The 20,952-nt window shown below is 45.6% G+C and carries 19 protein-coding genes; 17 read left to right on the top strand and 2 right to left on the bottom strand.

Annotation, left to right across the window (positions count from 1 at the left end; all coding sequences use genetic code 11):
- Positions 1–209: 209 nt before the first annotated feature.
- Positions 210–1,388 carry a 2-octaprenyl-3-methyl-6-methoxy-1,4-benzoquinol hydroxylase gene (locus tag R7127_RS15240; protein ID WP_017821766.1) on the bottom strand — a complete coding sequence of 393 codons (1,179 nt, stop codon included), beginning with the start codon at positions 1,386–1,388 and terminating at the stop codon, positions 210–212.
- A gap of 257 nt (positions 1,389–1,645) precedes the next feature.
- Between R7127_RS15240 and miaB the strand changes: the two genes are divergently transcribed.
- The 5 genes from miaB to lnt all read left to right on the top strand — a co-directional run bounded on the left by miaB (position 1,646) and on the right by lnt (position 7,263).
- Positions 1,646–3,070 carry a tRNA (N6-isopentenyl adenosine(37)-C2)-methylthiotransferase MiaB gene (gene miaB, locus R7127_RS15235; RefSeq protein WP_005373038.1) on the top strand — a complete coding sequence of 475 codons (1,425 nt, stop codon included), beginning with the start codon at positions 1,646–1,648 and terminating at the stop codon, positions 3,068–3,070.
- A gap of 73 nt (positions 3,071–3,143) precedes the next feature.
- The gene (locus R7127_RS15230; RefSeq protein ID WP_005373033.1) at positions 3,144–4,241 is read left to right on the top strand and encodes a PhoH family protein; all 1,098 of its coding nucleotides are present in this window, start codon (positions 3,144–3,146) and stop codon (positions 4,239–4,241) included.
- Between the two features lie 2 nt (positions 4,242–4,243).
- Positions 4,244–4,708: an rRNA maturation RNase YbeY gene (gene ybeY / locus R7127_RS15225; protein WP_005373030.1), complete on the top strand. Its 465-nt coding sequence runs from the start codon at positions 4,244–4,246 to the stop codon at positions 4,706–4,708.
- A gap of 105 nt (positions 4,709–4,813) precedes the next feature.
- The gene (gene corC / locus R7127_RS15220) at positions 4,814–5,713 is read left to right on the top strand and encodes a CNNM family magnesium/cobalt transport protein CorC (RefSeq protein ID WP_005384118.1); all 900 of its coding nucleotides are present in this window, start codon (positions 4,814–4,816) and stop codon (positions 5,711–5,713) included.
- A gap of 32 nt (positions 5,714–5,745) precedes the next feature.
- Positions 5,746–7,263, top strand: a complete 1,518-nt coding sequence (gene lnt, locus R7127_RS15215; protein WP_248524842.1) for an apolipoprotein N-acyltransferase — start codon at positions 5,746–5,748, stop codon at positions 7,261–7,263.
- 84 nt (positions 7,264–7,347) lie between these two features.
- Here the strand turns inward: lnt and R7127_RS15210 are convergent, their stop codons facing one another.
- The gene (locus R7127_RS15210) at positions 7,348–7,818 is read right to left on the bottom strand and encodes a zinc ribbon-containing protein (RefSeq protein WP_005373024.1); all 471 of its coding nucleotides are present in this window, start codon (positions 7,816–7,818) and stop codon (positions 7,348–7,350) included.
- A gap of 153 nt (positions 7,819–7,971) precedes the next feature.
- Here R7127_RS15210 and leuS point away from each other — a divergent pair, with 153 nt between their 5' ends.
- The 12 genes from leuS to lipA all read left to right on the top strand — a co-directional run bounded on the left by leuS (position 7,972) and on the right by lipA (position 20,505).
- Positions 7,972–10,545, top strand: coding sequence for a leucine--tRNA ligase (gene leuS, locus R7127_RS15205; protein WP_203345952.1), 2,574 nt, complete (start codon positions 7,972–7,974; stop codon positions 10,543–10,545).
- Between the two features lie 152 nt (positions 10,546–10,697).
- The gene (gene lptE, locus R7127_RS15200; RefSeq protein WP_005384122.1) at positions 10,698–11,237 is read left to right on the top strand and encodes an LPS assembly lipoprotein LptE; all 540 of its coding nucleotides are present in this window, start codon (positions 10,698–10,700) and stop codon (positions 11,235–11,237) included.
- A gap of 5 nt (positions 11,238–11,242) precedes the next feature.
- Positions 11,243–12,262, top strand: a complete 1,020-nt coding sequence (gene holA, locus R7127_RS15195) for a DNA polymerase III subunit delta (RefSeq protein ID WP_054865970.1) — start codon at positions 11,243–11,245, stop codon at positions 12,260–12,262.
- A gap of 88 nt (positions 12,263–12,350) precedes the next feature.
- Complete coding sequence (gene rsfS / locus R7127_RS15190; protein ID WP_005373015.1) at positions 12,351–12,668, top strand: ribosome silencing factor; 318 nt, start codon at positions 12,351–12,353, stop codon at positions 12,666–12,668.
- 4 nt (positions 12,669–12,672) lie between these two features.
- The gene (gene rlmH / locus R7127_RS15185; protein ID WP_017821762.1) at positions 12,673–13,143 is read left to right on the top strand and encodes a 23S rRNA (pseudouridine(1915)-N(3))-methyltransferase RlmH; all 471 of its coding nucleotides are present in this window, start codon (positions 12,673–12,675) and stop codon (positions 13,141–13,143) included.
- 29 nt (positions 13,144–13,172) lie between these two features.
- Positions 13,173–15,089 (top strand): penicillin-binding protein 2, encoded by a 1,917-nt coding sequence (gene mrdA, locus R7127_RS15180; RefSeq protein ID WP_005384126.1) that lies wholly within the window; start codon positions 13,173–13,175, stop codon positions 15,087–15,089.
- Positions 15,089–16,210, top strand: coding sequence for a rod shape-determining protein RodA (gene rodA, locus R7127_RS15175; protein WP_005384128.1), 1,122 nt, complete (start codon positions 15,089–15,091; stop codon positions 16,208–16,210). Before mrdA ends, rodA begins: the two co-directional genes overlap by 1 nt.
- Before the next feature lie 2 nt (positions 16,211–16,212).
- Positions 16,213–17,016, top strand: coding sequence for a septal ring lytic transglycosylase RlpA family protein (locus tag R7127_RS15170; RefSeq protein WP_017635670.1), 804 nt, complete (start codon positions 16,213–16,215; stop codon positions 17,014–17,016).
- A 91-nt stretch (positions 17,017–17,107) separates the two neighbouring features.
- Positions 17,108–18,286, top strand: coding sequence for a serine hydrolase (locus R7127_RS15165; protein ID WP_005384132.1), 1,179 nt, complete (start codon positions 17,108–17,110; stop codon positions 18,284–18,286).
- A gap of 139 nt (positions 18,287–18,425) precedes the next feature.
- Positions 18,426–18,704 carry a DUF493 family protein YbeD gene (gene ybeD, locus R7127_RS15160; protein ID WP_005384135.1) on the top strand — a complete coding sequence of 93 codons (279 nt, stop codon included), beginning with the start codon at positions 18,426–18,428 and terminating at the stop codon, positions 18,702–18,704.
- Positions 18,705–18,880: 176 nt separating this feature from the next.
- The gene (gene lipB, locus R7127_RS15155) at positions 18,881–19,543 is read left to right on the top strand and encodes a lipoyl(octanoyl) transferase LipB (protein WP_005384137.1); all 663 of its coding nucleotides are present in this window, start codon (positions 18,881–18,883) and stop codon (positions 19,541–19,543) included.
- Positions 19,540–20,505, top strand: a complete 966-nt coding sequence (gene lipA, locus R7127_RS15150; protein ID WP_005391329.1) for a lipoyl synthase — start codon at positions 19,540–19,542, stop codon at positions 20,503–20,505. Before lipB ends, lipA begins: the two co-directional genes overlap by 4 nt.
- Positions 20,506–20,952: the final 447 nt, after the last annotated feature.

The raw sequence follows: 20,952 nt of genomic DNA, 5'->3' as shown, positions 1-20,952 counted from the left end.
GAATTGGTAGACGCACCAGATTTAGGTTCTGGCGCCGCAAGGTGTGAGAGTTCAAGTCTCTCCTTCCGCACCATTATCGGAAAACCCAGCATGACTTTGCTGGGTTTTTTCTTTTTTTTGGTTCTGGACTCGGGAAATCATTAGATTTGCCGAATTAAAAAAGCGAGCTCATGGCTCGCTTTTTTTCTATCTGTGATTTGAGTAGCTTACTACATACCTAACGCGTATTTCAGTACTTGAGCCTTAATTGGCCCTGAGTTTTCAGCAAGCTTCAATGCAGCATTACGTACGAACTTCAATGGCCCAAGATCGTTGCTAAAACCTTTATAGAAAAAGTCCATGCCCGTCTGCATGAGTAAGTTGTCAGGTCGACGTGCGCGTTCGTATTTCGCGAGTAAGGTATCTTCCAGCTTTTCTTGGTGCTCTGTTACCGAAAGGAGAACGTCTACATCTTTGAAGCCTAAGTTTACCCCTTGCCCTGCAAGCGGATTGATCGTATGAGCAGAGTCACCCACTAACACGCAATTTTTGCTTGAGTAGCTTTGCGCATGACGACGAGTGAGTGGGAATGAGCCAAACTGTAAAACTTCAATATCGCCTAATTCAGCAGGGAAATGACGTAAGATTTCTTCCCTTAGTTGAGGTTTACCCATCGCACACAGTTGTTTAATACGTTTAGGCGAGTCATACCAAACCAAAGAACCTTGGCCTACTACTTGACCATCGTCGTTACTCAAAGAGCACAGAGGTAAAAATGAACGTGGGCCTGAAGGTGTAAATTGTTGCCAAGTAATATCTTGCTGAGGCAATTCTGTTTTCACGTTAATCAACATGCAGTGTTGTCGGTAATCCCACGCAGTTACACCAATTCCAGCCAATTGACGAACTTTAGAGTTTGCACCATCAGCACCAATCACCCAGTTAGCTTCAAACTGCTCCCCACTTTCTAGTGTCACAAGGTTTACATCTGCAAACTCAATGGCTTTTAATCGCTCAGGACACATCACGGTTAGATTTTCATACTGAGAGAAGACTTGCCAAAGACCTAATTGGATTAGGCGATTTTCAACGATGTAACCTAGCTGATCCAATGACAATTCATCAGAGTGAAAACGAGTACGGCACTCTGGGTGCTCCCAAGTTTCTAAGCGACGATAAGGACAAACTCGCATGCTCTTGATCTCTGACCATGCTCCGAGTGAATCAAGTAACTCCACCGACTGGTGCGAGATTGCAGATACACGAATATCCATCGCCTGAGCGGCATCAAAAACTTTAGGTTTTGTACCTTCAACCAAGACAACGCTTCTGCCCTGCTTGGCAAATCCAACAGCGACGGCTGCCCCAACCATACCGCCACCGATCACGGCGATGTCATACTTGTTCATTTTTCACTCTTCATCGTGCTGATTAATTGGCGTTTTTTATTGTACTTTCCATGGCTATTTTTACAAAATTGTTTAACAAAAAACCTTGTTCTGCATAGGGCGAAAAACTAGATTTCATCAGGCTTTGCAGAGAATTAGCTAGATCACTAGTCAGGTGCTTTTTAAAGCAGTACAATACGCCGCTTACCGCCGTGATGGCGGCTATAATTTGAGCAATAGCTCTCCGATTTAAGTACAACTGAACGAGCGAAAGTGAGATGAGTAAGAAACTGCTAATTAAAACCTGGGGCTGCCAGATGAACGAATACGATTCATCAAAAATGGCCGACCTGCTTAATGCTGCAAACGGCTACGAGCTGACGGAAGAGCCAGAGGAAGCAGACGTACTTCTACTTAACACCTGTTCGATCCGTGAAAAAGCGCAAGAGAAAGTTTTCCACCAGCTAGGCCGCTGGAAAACACTAAAAGATAAAAAACCTGGCGTAGTTATCGGTGTAGGTGGTTGTGTAGCAACGCAAGAAGGTGACCATATTCGTGAACGTGCACCATACGTTGACGTTATTTTTGGCCCACAAACTTTGCACCGCCTACCTGAGATGATCAAACAATCTCAGTCCGATGATGCACCAGTTATGGACATTTCGTTCCCAGAGATCGAAAAATTCGACCGCCTACCTGAACCTCGCGCTGAAGGTGCGACAGCATTCGTTTCTATTATGGAAGGCTGCTCTAAGTACTGTACTTACTGTGTCGTACCGTACACTCGTGGTGAAGAAGTAAGCCGTCCAATGGATGACGTACTGTTCGAAATCGCCCAACTTGCTGAACAAGGCGTACGTGAAGTAAACCTTCTGGGTCAAAACGTAAACGCGTACCGTGGTCCTATGCACGATGGTGAGATCTGTTCATTTGCAGAACTGCTTCGTTTGGTTGCGTCTATCGATGGTATCGACCGTATTCGTTTCACGACGAGCCACCCGTTAGAATTCACAGACGACATCATCGCAGTATACGAAGATACGCCAGAACTTGTGAGCTTCCTGCACTTACCTGTGCAAAGTGGTAGTGACCGTATCCTAACGATGATGAAACGCCCTCACACCGCTATCGAATACAAATCGATCATCCGTAAACTGCGTAAAGCTCGTCCTGATATCCAAATCAGTTCAGACTTTATTGTTGGTTTCCCTGGTGAGACAGACAAAGACTTCCAAGACACCATGAAGCTAATCAAAGATGTAGACTTTGACATGAGCTTCAGCTTTATTTTCTCTCCACGTCCAGGTACGCCAGCAGCGGATTACCCTTGTGATGTGTCAGAACAAGTGAAGAAAGAGCGCCTTTACGAACTACAGCAAACTATCAATGCTCAAGCGATGCGTTACTCTCGCTTAATGCTTGGCACAGAACAACGTGTTCTAGTTGAAGGTCCTTCGAAGAAAAATCTAATGGAACTACGCGCTCGTACAGAAAACAACCGTGTAGTAAACTTTGAAGGTAGTGCAGACCTAATTGGTCAGTTCGTTGATGTGAAGATCGTAGACGTATTTGCAAACTCACTGCGTGGTGAGCTAGTACGTACTGAAAAAGACATGGATCTTCGTAGTGTGATTTCCCCAACGCAGATGATGGCGAAAACACGTCGCGAAGATGAGCTGGGTGTAGCTACTTTTACGCCGTAAGCTCGTATAAATAGCCATAGAGAGCCTGGTCGTTATCAGGCTCTCACTAAGTGGCAAAAAATGAGAGGCAACATTGAGCAATAAAATCGTAACTCTAGAAATTAACCTAGAACCTTCAGACAACCGCCGACTAGCTAGCCTGTGCGGCCCATTCGATGACAACATCAAGCATTTAGAACGTCGTCTAGGCGTTGAAATTAACCACCGTAGTGACCACTTTACGATTGTCGGTAAACCTCATACCGCATCAGCTGCGCTGGATATCCTGAAAACTCTATATGTTGATACCGCACCTGTACGAGGTGAGATCCCAGATATTGAGCCTGAGCAAATCCACCTAGCGATCAAAGAGTCTGGTGTTCTTGAGCAGAATACTGAGTCTAATATCGAGCACGGTAAAGAAGTCTTCGTCAAAACCAAGAAAGGTGTGATCAAACCACGTACGCCAAACCAAGCGCAGTACTTGGTTAACATGGTCACGCATGATATTTCTTTTGGTATTGGCCCGGCTGGTACAGGTAAAACCTACCTTGCTGTAGCAGCAGCTGTTGACGCACTAGAGCGCCAAGAGATCCGTCGTATTCTACTTACTCGTCCAGCGGTTGAAGCTGGTGAAAAATTGGGCTTCCTGCCTGGTGATTTAAGCCAGAAAGTCGACCCATACCTACGTCCGCTATACGACGCTCTATTTGAAATGCTGGGCTTTGAGCGCGTAGAGAAGCTGATTGAACGTAACGTGATTGAGGTTGCCCCTCTTGCTTACATGCGTGGTCGTACTCTAAACGACGCCTTTATCATTCTTGATGAGAGTCAGAACACCACTGTTGAACAGATGAAGATGTTCCTAACGCGTATTGGTTTTAACTCTCGCGCGGTTATCACTGGTGATGTCACGCAGATTGACTTACCTCGTGGTGCGAAATCGGGTCTTCGTCATGCTATTGAAGTACTAAGCGAAGTTGACGACATCAGCTTTAACTTCTTCTTGGCCGACGACGTTGTACGTCACCCTGTGGTTGCTCGTATCGTTAACGCGTACGAGAAGTGGGAAGCACAAGACCAGAAAGAGCGTAAAGAGTTCGAGAAACGCCGTCGTGAAGAACGCGATGCGAAGTTACTAGAAGCAGCAAAAGCCGAACTGAATGCACAAGTTGCTTCAACTAAGGAATAATCATGGCGATTGAACTTGATCTGCAGCTGGCAGTCGAAAATGAAGAAGGTCTGCCTTCGCAGCAAGATTTCCAATTGTGGCTAGATAAGACAATTCCTCTCTTCCAGCCACAAGCCGAAGTCACCATTCGTATTGTTGATGAACAAGAAAGTCATACGCTCAACCATGAGTATCGCGGCAAAGATAAACCAACTAATGTGTTGTCGTTTCCATTTGAAGCACCTCCTGGTATGGAAATAGACTTACTTGGTGATTTGATTATTTGCCGCCAAGTTGTTGAAAAAGAGGCGGTTGAACAGAGCAAGCCTCTGCTAGCACATTGGGCGCATATGGTTGTACATGGCAGCTTGCATCTGCTAGGTTATGATCATATAGAGGATGACGAAGCCGAAGAGATGGAGTCCCTCGAAACCGAAATCATGCAAGGTATGGGTTATGAAGATCCTTACATTGCTGAAAAAGAGTAGCTATTGGCCACTCGACAGGGAAAGGCGAACCACTTAAATGACTCTCGTGTTCGCCTCTCTATGTGTGCTATCACACTTCTGATAGCGTTACTTAATTGAGAAACAATGAACGAAGATAATTCTCCCTCTTCTAACGAAGATAAGAAAGAAAAGGCAGAAGGTCCGAGTAGAAAGTCCTTCTTTGAACGTCTAGGTCAACTATTTCAGGGCGAACCAAAAGATCGCCAAGAGCTTGTGGATGTTATCCGCGACTCTGAAGTTAACGACCTGATTGACCATGACACTCGCGATATGCTTGAAGGTGTTATGGAAATCTCCGAAATGCGTGTGCGTGACATTATGATCCCGCGTTCGCAAATGGTTACAGTTGAGCGTACTCACGACCTTGATACCTTGGTTGCTTTGATTACCGATGCTCAACACTCTCGCTACCCTGTGATCAGCGAAGATAAAGACCATGTGGAAGGCATACTTCTAGCGAAGGACTTACTTAAATACTTAGGCTCAGGCAGTAATCCATTTGATATCGAAGAAGTCATTCGACCAGCGGTTGTGGTACCGGAAAGTAAACGCGTTGATCGACTGCTGAAAGAATTCCGTGAAGAACGTTATCATATGGCCATTGTTGTCGATGAATTCGGTGGTGTTTCTGGTCTTGTGACCATTGAAGATATCCTTGAGGAAATCGTCGGGGATATTGAAGATGAATTCGATGAAAGTGAAGAGACGGACATTCGTAAGCTGAGCAAGCATACGTTTGCTGTCAGAGCGCTGACAACCATCGAAGAGTTTAATGAGACATTCGGAACCAACTTCAGCGATGAGGAAGTTGATACCGTTGGTGGTATGGTCATGACTGCCTTTGGTCACTTACCTTCTCGTGGTGAACTGGTTGAAATTGAAGGCTACAACTTCAAAGTCACCGCTGCCGATAACCGTCGTGTCATTCAACTCCAAGTGACGATCCCAGACGAAGAAACCCTGGTTGAAGCCACTCAAGAGTAACGCGATACCCATTGGGAATCTCAGAAATTACAATGATGAATGAACTCTTTCATCGCCTTAAGCGGCCCTTAGTGGCCGCTTTTGTTGGCGCCTCTACTACACTCGCTTTCGCTCCTTACCAGCTGTGGCCTATTGCCATTCTTAGCCCAGCAATTCTACTGATTCTTCTTGCTAACCAAACTCCGAAACGCGCACTATGGATTGGTTATGCTTGGGGGTTAGGTCAATTTGCAACTGGCGTTAGCTGGGTTTACGTCAGTATCTCCGGTTTTGGCGGTATGCCGCTCATTGCCAATTTATTTTTAATGGGCTTGCTTGTTGCCTACTTGGCTGTTTATTCAGGCTTATTTGCTTGGCTCAACAACAAGCTGTTTCCTCAATTTACGCTCACAAAAGCACTTCTCGCTGCACCTGCTTTATGGCTGATCAGTGATTGGTTACGTGGTTGGGTGATGACCGGCTTCCCTTGGTTATGGCTAGGCTATAGCCAGATAGATGCTCCACTCGCAAGCTTTGCACCAATTGGCGGCGTAGAACTGCTTACTCTATTTATCCTTATCAGCGCAGGGGCGTTAGCCTATGCATGGATTCATAAGCAGTGGCTGATGGTGATTATCCCTGCGGTACTACTCAGTACTGGCTTTGGGATTCGCAACTACGATTGGGTAACACCCCGACCAGAAGACACGACTAAGCTCGCGCTGATTCAAGGTAACGTAGACCAGAACCTAAAGTGGCTACCAAGTCAACGCTGGCCAACCATCATGAAATACGCTGACTTAACTCGTGAAAACTGGGACGCTGACATTATCGTTTGGCCAGAAGCAGCAATTCCCGCTTTTGAAATTGAAGTGCCTTCATTTTTGAGCAATATCGACAGCGCTGCAAAAATGAATAACAGCGCAATCATCACCGGTGTCGTCAATCAAGCTGAAGATCGACAGTTCTACAACAGTATTCTGTCCCTCGGCATCACACCATACGGTGACTACAGCTTCGATTTAAGCGAACGTTACCATAAGCATCACCTACTACCGTTTGGTGAGTTTGTACCATTTGAAGATATTTTGCGCCCATTAGCGCCATTCTTTAACCTACCGATGTCATCGTTTAGCCGTGGGGCTTTTGTGCAGCCAAACATCGTTGCGAATGGCATGCACATGGCACCAGCGCTTTGCTATGAGATCATCTTTAATGAGCAAGTGCGTCAAAATGTGACTGACGAAACAGACTTCATTCTAACGCTTTCAAACGATGCATGGTTTGGTTACTCTATCGGCCCTCTTCAGCATATGGAGATCGCCCGTATGCGTGCCTTAGAGTTGGGCAAACCGCTCATCCGCTCGACTAACAATGGATTAACAGCGGTAACCGATCACAAGGGTAAAATCGTTGAGCAAGTTCCGCAGTTTGAAACTGCAGTACTGCGCGCAGAGCTCACCCCAACCGATGGGAAAACGCCATATCGAATCGTTGGTACTTGGCCATTGTATATTTGGGTAGGGTTAAGTTTAGCGCTGGCTTTCGGTTTAAGAAGAAAACAGAGCTGATAACAGCTTGAAAGTAGAAAAGACAAAAAAGAGGCGACTAAGCCTCTTTTTTCTTCATTGCATTATACAGTCGTTACTCGCCATTTATGGCTTTAATGACTGACGAGTAAAGCCTTTGTGACCACACTTAATACACGGAATGATTACTGTTGGGTGGTTATACGTTGTCTTGTGACCACACTCATCACAGACTAAAGTGCCTAAGCCTATCACCTCTCCTGCTTCATATAGCCCTTGATGCTCTAAGTCATCGAACAACTCAACCCACTCAACTTTAGTTCGGTCTGTAATCTCTAACAGCCCTTGCCATATCGAATCCGCAATCGTTAAGTAAAACGGACCGCTTTTGCTATCCTCGTAACTCTCTGAAAACTCTTTTAAGTCTGCTTTAAGGTACGCTTTGATTAAAGCCAATTCATCTTTGGTCAAGTCATTAGCAGCATCCACCACTTTGCCCGACGTCTCAATCGCTTTGTTAACTTCTTCCGGACTGTGCTTCAAGGTTTCAATCACATCCTCGAGCATTTCCTCATAACCTGTTTTACGTTTAGGCATAACTGACCTCCATCTTTCTCCTACCTGCGTCACTTAAGGGCGCATGGGTACAGATTGGCTATTGTTGTGATCCCTAGCTTTAGGTATTCTATGACGATCTATTTAAGTCTGTTCTAACCGAACTCACAAATTCCAAGATAACGGATACCATCGATGCAAGAACAATACAACCCACAAGATATTGAACAAAAAGTTCAAAAGCACTGGGATGACAACAAAACCTTTGTTGTAAGTGAAGACCCAAATAAAGAAAAATTCTACTGTCTGTCCATGTTCCCATACCCAAGTGGTCGACTGCACATGGGTCACGTGCGCAACTACACTATCGGTGATGTAGTATCTCGTTTCCAACGCCTACAAGGCAAAAACGTGATGCAACCAATCGGTTGGGACGCATTCGGTCTACCTGCAGAAAACGCAGCAGTAAAAAACAAAACTGCGCCAGCACCTTGGACTTACGAAAACATCGAATACATGAAGAACCAACTTAAGCTTCTAGGCTTTGGTTACGATTGGAACCGTGAATTCGCAACATGTACACCGGAGTACTACCGCTGGGAACAAGAGTTCTTCACTAAACTTTACGAGAAAGGTTTAGTTTACAAAAAGACTTCTTCTGTTAACTGGTGTCCTAACGACCAAACTGTTCTTGCAAACGAGCAGGTTGAAGACGGTTGTTGCTGGCGTTGTGATACGCCTGTAGAGCAAAAAGAAATCCCTCAATGGTTCATCAAAATCACTGAGTACGCTCAAGAGCTACTAGACGACTTAGACAAGCTTGAAGGTTGGCCTGAAATGGTGAAAACCATGCAGCGCAACTGGATTGGTCGTTCTGAAGGTGTTGAACTGAAGTTTGAAGTTAAGGGTCAACAAGACCTAGAAGTTTACACAACACGTCCAGATACGCTAATGGGTGTGACTTACGTGGGTATCGCAGCCGGCCACCCTCTTGCAGCTCTTGCAGCAGAGAACAATCCAGAGCTTGCAGCGTTTATCGACGAATGTAAGAACAACAAGGTTGCAGAAGCTGAGCTAGCGACAATGGAGAAGAAAGGTATGGCAACTGGCCTTACTGCTATTCATCCATTGAACGGCCGCGAAGTACCAGTATACGTAGCAAACTTCGTTCTGATGGACTACGGTACAGGCGCGGTAATGGCTGTACCTGCACACGACCAACGTGACTACGAGTTCGCAACGAAGTACGGTCTAGACATCGTGCCAGTTATCAAGCCTGCTGATGGCAGCGAGCTAGACATCTCTGAAGCGGCATATACAGAGAAAGGTGTACTGTTCGATTCAGGTGAATTCGATGGCCTAGAATTCCAAGCGGCGTTCGATGCAATTGCAGCGAAGCTAGAAGCAGAGGGCAAAGGCACTAAGACTGTAAACTTCCGTCTACGCGACTGGGGTGTATCTCGTCAACGTTACTGGGGCGCACCAATCCCAATGGTAACGACTGAAGACGGTGAAGTTCACCCAGTACCTGCTGACCAACTACCAGTGATTCTTCCAGAAGACGTAGTAATGGACGGCGTAACGAGCCCAATCAAAGCAGACAAAGAGTGGGCGAAGACAACCTTTAACGGCGAACCTGCTCTACGTGAGACAGATACGTTCGATACGTTCATGGAATCTTCTTGGTACTACGCGCGTTACTGTTCACCACAAGCGGACGACATCCTAGACCCAGAAAAAGCAAACTACTGGCTACCAGTAGATCAGTACATCGGTGGTATCGAGCACGCTTGTATGCACCTACTGTACTCACGCTTCTTCCACAAACTACTGCGCGATGCGGGTTACGTATCGTCTGACGAACCGTTCAAGCAACTACTGTGTCAAGGCATGGTACTGGCTGATGCGTTCTACTTCGAGAACGAGAAAGGCGGCAAAGAGTGGGTGGCTCCAACAGACGTAGCCGTTGAACGTGATGGTAAAGGCCGCATAACTTCTGCTAAAGACACTGAAGGTCGTGATGTAACGCACTCAGGCATGATCAAGATGTCTAAGTCTAAGAACAACGGTATCGACCCTCAAGAAATGGTAGACAAGTACGGCGCTGACACAGTACGTCTATTCATGATGTTCGCGTCTCCGGCGGACATGACACTTGAATGGCAAGAGTCTGGCGTAGAAGGTGCGAACCGCTTCCTAAAACGTGTTTGGAAACTAGTGAAAGAGCACACAGCGAAAGGCGCAGCAGAAGCAGTAGATACCGCAGCGCTTTCTGGTGATCAAAAAGCACTTCGCCGTGACGTTCACAAGACTATCGCGAAAGTGACGGACGATATCGCTCGTCGTCAAACATTCAACACCGCGATCGCAGCGATCATGGAGCTGATGAACAAACTAGCGAAAGCGCCTCAAGAATCTGCGCAAGATCGTGCAATCCTTGACGAGGCACTGAAAGCTATTGTTGTCATGCTTTACCCTATCACTCCGCATATCTCATACGAGCTATGGGCAGCACTAGGTGAAACAGACATTGATAACGCGGCATGGCCGACGTTTGACGAAAAAGCGCTAGTTGAAGACGAAAAAACTATCGTTGTTCAAGTTAACGGTAAGCTACGTGCGAAGCTAACAGTCCCAGCTGATATCTCTAAAGACGATATCGAACAGCTTGGTCTAAACGACGAAAACGTGGTTAAGTTCACTGATGGCCTGACTATTCGTAAAGTCATTTACGTTCCAGGTAAACTGCTGAACATCGTTGCAAACTAATCACAGCTGTCAATTTGTCTCTGTGTAGCGAACTTATTTGTTAACCAAGAGTCATTAAACAGGGTAGTTAGCTACCCTGTTTATTTACCTCAAACCATTCACATGAGTGGTTTAAGGTAAATAACCCCTTCAATTTAGGATGAATACAATCAATGCGCTTTTTCTCTTTGATTAAACTACCAGTGGTATTGGTATTAGCGGGGCTTCTTTCTGCCTGTGGTTTTCACCTTCGCGGCGAGTATTCCGTACCGGAAGAGCTGCACACTATGTCTTTCTCCAGCTACGATGAATACAGTGAATTAACTCGCTATGTTCGCTCTCAACTCGAACTGAACAAAGTTGAACTTGTTCAACCATCATCGACGGTACCCAACCTTCATTTGACGGAAGCGACAATCGATGAGCGTACACTATCGCTTTATCAAAATAGCCGTGCAGCAGAAAAAGAGCTGACATACGTAGTAAAATACCGTGTGACAATTCCTGGCTATGGTTCTAAAAACTTTACGACAACAGTAAACCGCAACTACCTAGACAACCCGTTGACCGCACTTGCAAAATCTGTTGAGCGTGACGTAATTGAAGACGAGATGCGCTTGCAAGCCGCAAAACAGATGATGCGCCAGTTGGGTCGTATTCGTGCCGAATATGAAGCAGGACAAATCTCTGAGCCAGCGAACAAAAACTCTTAGTCACTATGCGAATTTATGCCGATAAGCTAACGGATCATTTAACTAAACAAGTTAAACAGGTTTACTTAATCTTTGGTAATGAGCCGTTACTGATTCAAGAAAGCCGCCAAGCAATCCAAAAGGCAGCGTTTCAGCAAGGTTTTGAGGAAAAACACCGTTTTTCGGTGGATGCTAGCATCGACTGGAACCAAGTTTACGACTGTTTCCAAGCGATGAGCCTGTTTTCAAACCGTCAATTGATTGAGCTTGAAATTCCTGAAAGTGGCGTAACAACCGCCGTCAGCAAAGAGCTGCAAACACTGTGTGATATGCTTCATGATGACATCATGCTCGTCATTGTTGGTAGCAAACTGACCAAAGCCCAAGAAAATGCGAAATGGTTCAAAGCATTAAGCTCAAAAGGCGATTGGGTAAGCTGCTTGTCGCCAGACCTTCAACGCCTACCTATGTTCATTCAGACACGTTGCCGCACGTTGGGACTAAAGCCCGATCAGCAATCACTGCAAATGTTGGCTCAATGGCATGAAGGTAACCTATTTGCATTGACACAAAGCTTAGAGAAATTGGCCCTACTCTATCCGGATGGTGAGCTGACCATCATACGTTTAGAGGAAGCCCTAAGTCGCCATAATCACTTCACTACCTTTAACTGGATCGACGCCTTACTGGCAGGTAAAGCAAACCGTGCACAACGTATTCTTCGCCAACTTGAGGCGGAAGGGATTGAGACCGTGATCTTGATTCGAAGTGTACAAAAAGAGTTGAGCCAACTTTTAAATATGCATCAAGACTTAAGTCAAATGGGAATGAACCAGGTATTTGAGAAATATCGAGTTTGGCAAAATAAGCGTCCACTCTATAACGCAGCACTGACCCGCTTATCAGCGAGTCGTATTTGTGCATTGCTCTCCTTATTGGCTCAAGCCGAGATAAAAGCCAAAACTCAGTATGACGAGTCTGTATGGCCAACTATTCATCAGTTGAGCTTAGAAACCTGCTCTCCTGATATTAAGCTGGCAATTTAAAAATCAAAGCGTGATATAGTGCGCGACCTGTTTTGCAAGCAAGAATGTAAAACACTGTAGAGATAAGAGACAAACCGAGGAAAACCGAGTGCTTCGCGAAGAACTGAAAGACTTTTTAGCTGATAAAGCCGACGACATGAAAGCGGAAGACATTATCGTCCTAAATGTGGAAGATAAATCAAGCGTGACAGATTACATGATCATCTGTACTGGTACATCCAAACGCCACGTTTCATCCATCGCTGACCATGTTGCAACAGAGGTGAAAAAAGCCGGTCTTGAGCCACTAGGAATGGAAGGTGAAAACGAAGGTGAATGGGTAGTCCTTGATATGGGCGACGCCATGCTTCACGTGATGCAAGAAGAGCACCGCGAACTCTACCAGCTAGAAAAACTCTGGGGTTAATCTTTTGAAAATTCAACTAATTGCTGTTGGCACAAAAATGCCAAAATGGGTTGAGGAAGGCTTTCAAGAATATCGTCGCCGTTTCCCGCATGATATGCCGTTGGAGTTGATTGAAATCTCTGCTGGCAAGCGTGGTAAGAATGCCGATATCGCTCGCATCCTGCAAAAAGAAGGGGAAGCGATGCTCGCTGCGGTACCAAAAGGCAACCGTATCGTCACGTTAGATATCCCAGGTAAAAAATGGGACACTCCTCAACTCGCTGAGCAGTTAGAAGCTTGGAAATTAGATGGCCGTGATGTATCAATATTAATCGGCGGTCCTGAAGGACTCGCTCCTGCATGCAAAGCTGCAGCAGACCAAAGCTGGTCATTGTCTGCCTTAACGCTACCCCACCCTCTAGTGCGTATCGTAATGGCAGAAAGCTTGTACCGAGCGTGGAGCATCACCGCTAACCACCCTTATCATCGCGAATAATCGTTGTTTAACTTTAGAGCCAAGCGTTAATGATTCGTAAACGCCGCAGTCAAATCCGAGATTATCAAGCCGAAGCGCGTCTGTTTGCCAGCCGCGCTATTGTTGCTTTTATCGGCATTGTTGTCTTGATGGGAGCTCTGGTTGCCAACATGTACAACATTCAGGTGAACCAGTTTCAAGACTATCAAACCCGCTCGAACGATAACCGCATCAAAGTAGTGCCTATCGCGCCTAACCGAGGTCTAATTTATGACCGAAATGGCGTTTTACTGGCAGAGAACCGTCCCGTCTTTAACTTAGAACTGACCCCAGAAAAAATTAAAGACATAGATGCAACCATCCAAGAATTACAAACTATTCTGGAAATTACACCAGACCAGATTGAACGTTTCCACCACGAGCGTAAACGGACTCGTCGATTTAAATCGGTCCCACTGCTGACCCAACTGAACGAAAAACAAGTAGCGGTATTCTCCGTCAATCAGTACCGCTTTCCGGGTGTGGAAATAAGTGCGACCTTAAAGCGCTACTACCCTTTCAGCGAAGTCTTAACCCACGTGATTGGTTACGTTTCTCGAATCAATGATCGCGACATGCAGCGCCTGATCCGAGAAGAAAAAGACGCAAACTATCAAGCCACTCGCGACATTGGTAAGCTGGGTATTGAAAAATACTACGAAGACCTCTTACACGGTACAGCCGGATATCAAGAAGTCGAGGTAAACAGCCGCGGCCGAGTAATTCGTACGTTAAAGTACGTTCCACCTGTACCCGGAAAAGACATCGTTTTAAACCTTGATATCAACTTGCAGCTGTACGTACACCAATTATTGGATGGCCGCAGAGGCAGTGCTGTAGTGATCGATCCTAGAGACAACGGCGTACTGGCTATGGTTTCAAGTCCTAGCTACGATCCTAACTCGTTCGTGCACGGAATCTCAGGTAAAGACTATCGTGCCCTTTTGAACGATAAAAACCGCCCTTTGGTCAACCGCACTACACTTGGCATTTACCCTCCGGCCTCTACCATCAAACCATTTATGGCGGTAGCCGCGCTGCAAGAAGGTGTCGTCACACCTAACACCACACGAAATGACCCTGGTTATTGGCGCATACCAAACTCCAACACACGCCCGTTTCGTGACTGGTTGCGTTGGGGGCACGGGCGCGTCGATATCATTAAGTCGATCGAAGAGTCTGTTGATACCTTCTACTATCAAATCGCTTATGACATGGGTATTGACCGTATTTCGAATTGGATGATGATGTTCGGTTTTGGTGATTACACTGGCATTGATATCTACGAAGAAAGTAAGGCGAATATGCCGACTCGTGACTGGAAAATGTCTCGCCATAAAACCCCATGGTATAAAGGTGATACGATCCCTGTGGGTATCGGCCAAGGATATTGGACAGCAACACCAATGCAAATCGCCAAAGCAACCTCCGTATTAGTAAACGAGGGAGAAGTGATCGCACCTCACTTGCTCAAAGCGACGATAGAAAATGGTAACGACTTCGAAGAGCAGCAAACGACAGAATACGTGACTTACCCACCAATCAAGAATGTGCCTAAAAAGTACTGGGATATGGCGAAAGAAGGCATGCGTCGGGTAAACCATGGCACGCGCGGAACAGCTCGTCGCTCATTCTACAAAATGAATTATGAAACAGCGGGTAAATCAGGTACTGCACAGGTCTTCGGTCTGGGTGAAAACGAAGAGTACAACGCCGATGAGATCGCCGAGCACTTACGTGACCATGCGTTATTTACTGGCTTTGCACCATTTGATGATCCTAAAGTGGTCGTCACTGTAGTACTAGAAAATGCCGGTGGTGGTTCTAGTAACGGTGCCCCAGTAGTAAGGAAAATTTTTGACCGAGTCGTTCTTGGTCCAGAAGAAATTGAGCCTGAAAACAATGCGAAGAAAGAGGTAAAACAGTAATGAAGATGGATCCCTCTACAGGTAAAAATCGCGCCCTGTTTGAACGCTTCCATATCGACTTACCACTCCTACTTGGCATACTGGCCCTGATGGGGTTTGGCCTGGTGATCATGTACAGCGCCAGTGGCCAAAGTTTACTGATGATGGATCGCCAAGCCATGCGAATGGTGCTTTCACTCGTTGTGATGCTCGTCCTTGCACAGCTTTCTCCACGAACTTACGAAAGCTTGGCACCTTTGATGTTCGTTGGTGGCGTTATACTGCTTTTCGGCGTGCTGTTTTTCGGTGAAGCATCGAAAGGCGCGCAGCGTTGGCTTAACCTCGGTTTTGTGCGCTTTCAACCGTCAGAGCTATTGAAGCTCGCGGTGCCATTAATGGTGGCTCGCTATGTTGGTAGACAGCCCCTCCCACCAACGCTAAGAACACTCATTGTTGCACTGATTATGGTCTGCTTACCAACCATTCTCATTGCAAAACAGCCTGACTTAGGTACCTCGATCCTGATCGCGGCTTCCGGTATTTTTGTTATCTTCCTCGCCGGCATTAGCTGGAAAATAATTGCAGGTGCTGCGATTGCATTAGGTGGTTTCATTCCAATTCTGTGGTTTTTCTTGATGCGAGAGTATCAAAAAGTGCGAGTTCGTACTCTATTTAACCCGGAATCTGATCCGCTAGGAGCGGGCTACCACATTATTCAGAGTAAAATTGCGATTGGCTCCGGTGGTATTTCCGGCAAAGGTTGGTTGCAAGGTACGCAGTCACAACTAGAATTTCTTCCAGAACGACACACTGACTTTATCTTTGCAGTAATTGCTGAAGAATGGGGTATGATTGGCTTCCTTTGCCTTTTAGCCATCTATCTATTTATTATTGGACGAGGTTTATATCTCGCCAGCCAAGCGCAAACCGCATTTGGACGAATGATGGCAGGCAGTATTGTACTCAGCTTCTTCGTGTATATTTTTGTAAATATTGGCATGGTAAGTGGCATCCTACCTGTAGTAGGTGTACCGTTGCCACTCATCAGTTATGGCGGCACATCAATGGTAACCTTGATGGCTGGTTTTGGTATTCTGATGTCGATTCATACGCACCGAAAAGCATTCTCTAAGGCGACCTAGACATGCAAAAACGCGCTTTATATTCCTTGGTTTTCTCTGCTCTTATTTTGGCAGGCTGTTCATCAACTAGCCAAAAAGAACAAGAAGGCCGTTACGAACTCGAATCCGATGTTGCACCGGATACACCGCTTTCAGTCGAACACATCGAGGATGCGCATCCTAAATATGAACCGTACAGCCTAGGTGGGAACAAAGATTACCACTTGCGTGGCAAAGACTACAAAATAGTTCGCAATGCGAAAGGCTTTAAAGAAAAAGGCCGCGCATCTTGGTATGGGAAAAAATTCCAAGGTCATTTGACTTCTAATGGCGAAATCTATGACATGTACTCAATGACGGCAGCGCATAAAACGCTACCGTTACCAAGTTACGTAAAAGTTACCAATACTGACAACGGCAAAACCACCATAGTACGAGTTAATGACCGAGGTCCTTTTCACGATGGTCGTATCATTGATTTAAGCTATGCCGCCGCGCACAAGTTAGATGTCATAAAAACAGGCACCGCGAACGTGGAAATTGAAGTGATCAGTATCAATCAGCCTACGGACAAAAAGTCATTAGAAGCGCACCCTAGGTACGTTATTCAAGTAGCATCATCAAAAAATGAAGAGCGCGCGCGAACTTTAGGTACCGAGCTTGGTCAAAAATTGGATACAGAAACTTTCCTAGAGAGTGCGAAAGAGTCTTATCGCTTGTTGTTAGGGCCATTTACTGACTATTCCCTGACGCAAGCCACACTAGATAAAGTAAAGTTGCTCGGCTATTCGTCTGCATTTATTAAAAAACACAACACTGCCAAATGACCTCGTGTCATGAATTTCTCTTTGATCCCCCTCTTACATAACTAGGGATTCTGATAAGATGTCTGCAGTTAACCCAAAAATTTGAATTACCATGAATAAAAATAAGTTTGTGAAATCTATTCTCGTTTCTTCGGTTGCCCTTTCTGCAACTTTCGCTCAATCTGCTCTTGCATCACCTATCGTTGTTCCAGATGCCCCTCAAATCGCGGCGAAGGGCTACGTGCTGATGGATTACCATTCAGGTAAAGTACTGGCAGAGAAAGAGATGAACACAAAATTGTCTCCAGCTAGTCTGACTAAGATGATGACCAGCTATGTAATCGGCCAAGAGCTAGCGCGTGGTAATATCTCAGAAGATGATGATGTCACCATCAGTAAAAATGCGTGGGCGAAAAACTTCCCTGATTCATCAAAGATGTTCATTGAAGTAGGCACAACAGTTAAAGTACGTGACCTGAACCGAGGTATCATCGTCCAGTCAGGTAACGATGCCTGTGTTGCGATGGCAGAACATATTGCAGGTTCAGAAGATGCGTTTGTTGACCTAATGAACGCTTGGGCCAACACATTGGGTATGACTAACTCGCACTTTGCCAACGTTCATGGCTTAGATAACGCAGAGTTGTACTCAACACCATACGACATGGCACTGCTGGGTAAAGCACTTATCCGTGACGTACCAAATGAGTACCGAGTGTACTCAGAGAAGAAATTTACTTACAACGGCATCACCCAATACAACCGTAACGGTCTACTTTGGGATAAGAGCATGAACGTTGACGGCATCAAAACGGGTCACACAAGTAATGCGGGTTACAGCCTAGTAAGTTCAGCAACTGAAGGTCAAATGCGCTTGGTTGCGGTCGTTATGGGTACTAAAGATGCCAATGCTCGTAAGTCAGAAAGCAAAAAGCTGCTAAGCTACGGCTTCCGTTTCTTCGAAACAGTGGCACCGCACAAAGCAGGTGAAACGTTCGTAGAAGAAAAAGTGTGGATGGGTAACAAAGACACCGTAGCACTGGGTCTTGACCAAGATACTTACGTAACACTACCGCGTGGTGAAGCGAAAAACCTAAAAGCAAGCTTCGTCCTTGAAAAAGAGCTAGAAGCCCCAATTAATAAAGGTGATGTAGTTGGTAAGCTATACTATCAGATCGATGGTGAAGATATTGCCGAGTACCCACTAATGGCACTAGAAACCGTAGAGCAAGGTAGTCTATTTAGCCGCATGTGGGATTACATCGTATTGTTATTCAAGAGCTTCTTCTAAAAAGAACGTTAGAGTAGCAAACTTATTCGCAAAGCCGCCTGAATGGGCGGCTTTTTAAGTTTGAGCTCCTCGTCTTGAGTTCCCCCTAATTTGACTGTACTATTTCGCACCGCAACGAATATCTACTGGAGTTATCGATATGCTAACCATCAACTCTGATGCAAAATTAAAAGACCTGCTTGAGTTCCCTTGTTCATTTACTTACAAGGTAATGGGTCATGCAAAACCTGAACTTCCAGAGCTTGTTCTTGAAGTTATTCAGCGCCATGCTCCAGGTGACTACAGCCCGACCGTTAAACCAAGTGCTAAGGGCAACTACCACTCTGTGTCAATCAACATTACTGCAACCTCTATCGAGCAGGTTGAGACACTGTACAAAGAGTTAGGTGAAATTGACATCGTACGCATGGTTCTATAATTTTTTGATAGATTAAATTTTTTTTGAAAGCAGCCTTGGCTGCTTTCTTTTTATTTATCAAAGAGATAACGAGGCTTTACATCGCTTTCAGTTAAAAATCTGTTACGCAGCGGTAGAGCATCAGGGTTATCCGGTTTATAATCCAAAAACTTTATATATTAGCAACAGGAATTCCCATGCAACACCAACTTGTTGTAAAACGACTTGGCCGCCAAGACTATGAGCCTGTATGGAAGGCGATGCATGAGTTCACCGACCAACGCACAGAAGAAACCCGTGATGAAGTCTGGTTGGTAGAACATAACCCAGTATTTACGCAAGGACAGGCAGGTAAAGCTGAGCACTTGATTAACACTGGCGATATTCCTGTTGTACAAAGTGATCGCGGAGGCCAGGTTACGTATCATGGCCCTGGTCAGTTGGTCGCCTACTTCTTGATCAACCTACGCCGTAAAAAATTAGGTGTACGAGATCTCGTTACCACAATCGAGAACCTCGTGATCAATACGCTAAAAGCATACAATATTGACTCAGCCGCGCGACCTGACGCACCAGGTGTCTACGTTGCCGGTAAGAAAATATGCTCTCTCGGTTTACGCATTCGTAAAGGATGCTCGTTTCATGGCTTAGCCTTGAACGTAAATATGGATTTAACACCGTTTCTGCGTATTAACCCTTGTGGTTATGAAGGTATGGAAATGGTTCAGGTCAGCCAATTTGGCGGCCCAGACAATGTAGAAGCCGTAGAAAAACAATTAATAGAAGAACTCGTTACTTTGCTCGATTATGAGCAAGTAGAATTCAGCACAGAAGCACCTTCTCAAGGTAATAAAGCATGAGCAAACCAATCCAGATGGAAAAAGGCGTTAAATATCGTGACGCCGATAAAATGGCATTGATTCCCGTAAAGAACATGCCTACAGAGCAGAAAGAAGTGCTACGTAAGCCTGATTGGATGAAGATCAAGCTACCAGCCGACAGCCAACGAATTCAAGACATCAAAGCGGCGATGCGTAAGAATAAACTTCACTCCGTATGTGAAGAAGCATCTTGCCCGAACCTAGCGGAATGTTTTAACCACGGTACAGCAACCTTCATGATCTTAGGTGCTATTTGTACTCGTCGTTGTCCTTTCTGTGACGTTGCTCATGGCCGCCCATTACCACCGGAAGCAGAAGAGCCTCAAAAACTGGCGAAAACCATTGCCGATATGAAGCTGAAATACGTAGTAATCACTTCTGTCGACCGTGACGATCTGCGTGACGGCGGTGCACAACACTTTGCCGATTGTAACCGCGAGATCCGTGCGTTAAACCCGCATATTAAGATTGAAACACTGGTTCCTGACTTCCGTGGTCGCATGGATGTAGCGCTTGATCTAATGAAAGACAATCCGCCAGATGTCTTCAACCACAACTTAGAAACAGCGCCACGTCTTTACCGTAAAGCTCGCCCAGGTGCGAACTATAAATGGTCACTTGAGCTTCTTAAGAAGTTCAAAGAGCAGCATCCCGATGTACCGACCAAGTCTGGTTTGATGATGGGTCTTGGTGAAACCAAAGAAGAAATCATCGAAGTACTGAAAGATCTACGCGCACACGGCGTAACGATGCTGACTCTAGGCCAGTACCTAGCGCCAAGCCGTCACCACTTGCCAGTAGAACGTTACGTTCCACCATCAGAGTTTGACGAGCTAAAAGAAGTTGCACTAGAACTTGGCTTCACGCATGCAGCGTGTGGTCCATTTGTTCGCTCTTCTTACCATGCCGATATGCAGGCTCAAGGTATCGAGATTAAATAAGCTCTCGCTTGTTTTGAAAAGCTTGTTTTGAAAAGAAAGGTTGGCTCAGTGCCAACCTTTTTTGCATCTGGCAAATGATGATAAAAAGCCATTCTACCACTGTCATTCTGAACAGCGAGGAACGAGCGTGATTCAGAATCAGTTTTCAGAGTACTGATGATTTTTAGGGAAACTCTGAGTAAAAGAGTGTGCCTTAACAAGATTCCTGATCTCGCCTAGGCTCGTCGGAATGACGTGGTTTCGATATATTGAAAAGGGACAGTGTTGGTAGCCATCCCCTTATCACACACTCTCGCTATATCTCATTCCAAACGCCAGACAAACAAAAAGGCCCTCAATTGAGGACCTTTAGTATATCAACGTTCAAAATAGATGAGTCGCGTTCTAGAAGAACACACGGAGTTTGCGCGAGCAAATGAGTATGTTCGACACCGAAATCGACTCACT

The sequence above is a fragment of the Vibrio sp. 1159 genome, assembly GCF_033340395.1.
In the GTDB taxonomy this organism is placed as follows: Bacteria; Pseudomonadota; Gammaproteobacteria; order Enterobacterales; family Vibrionaceae; genus Vibrio; species Vibrio alginolyticus.
This window is presented reverse-complemented; position numbering and strand designations above follow the sequence as displayed.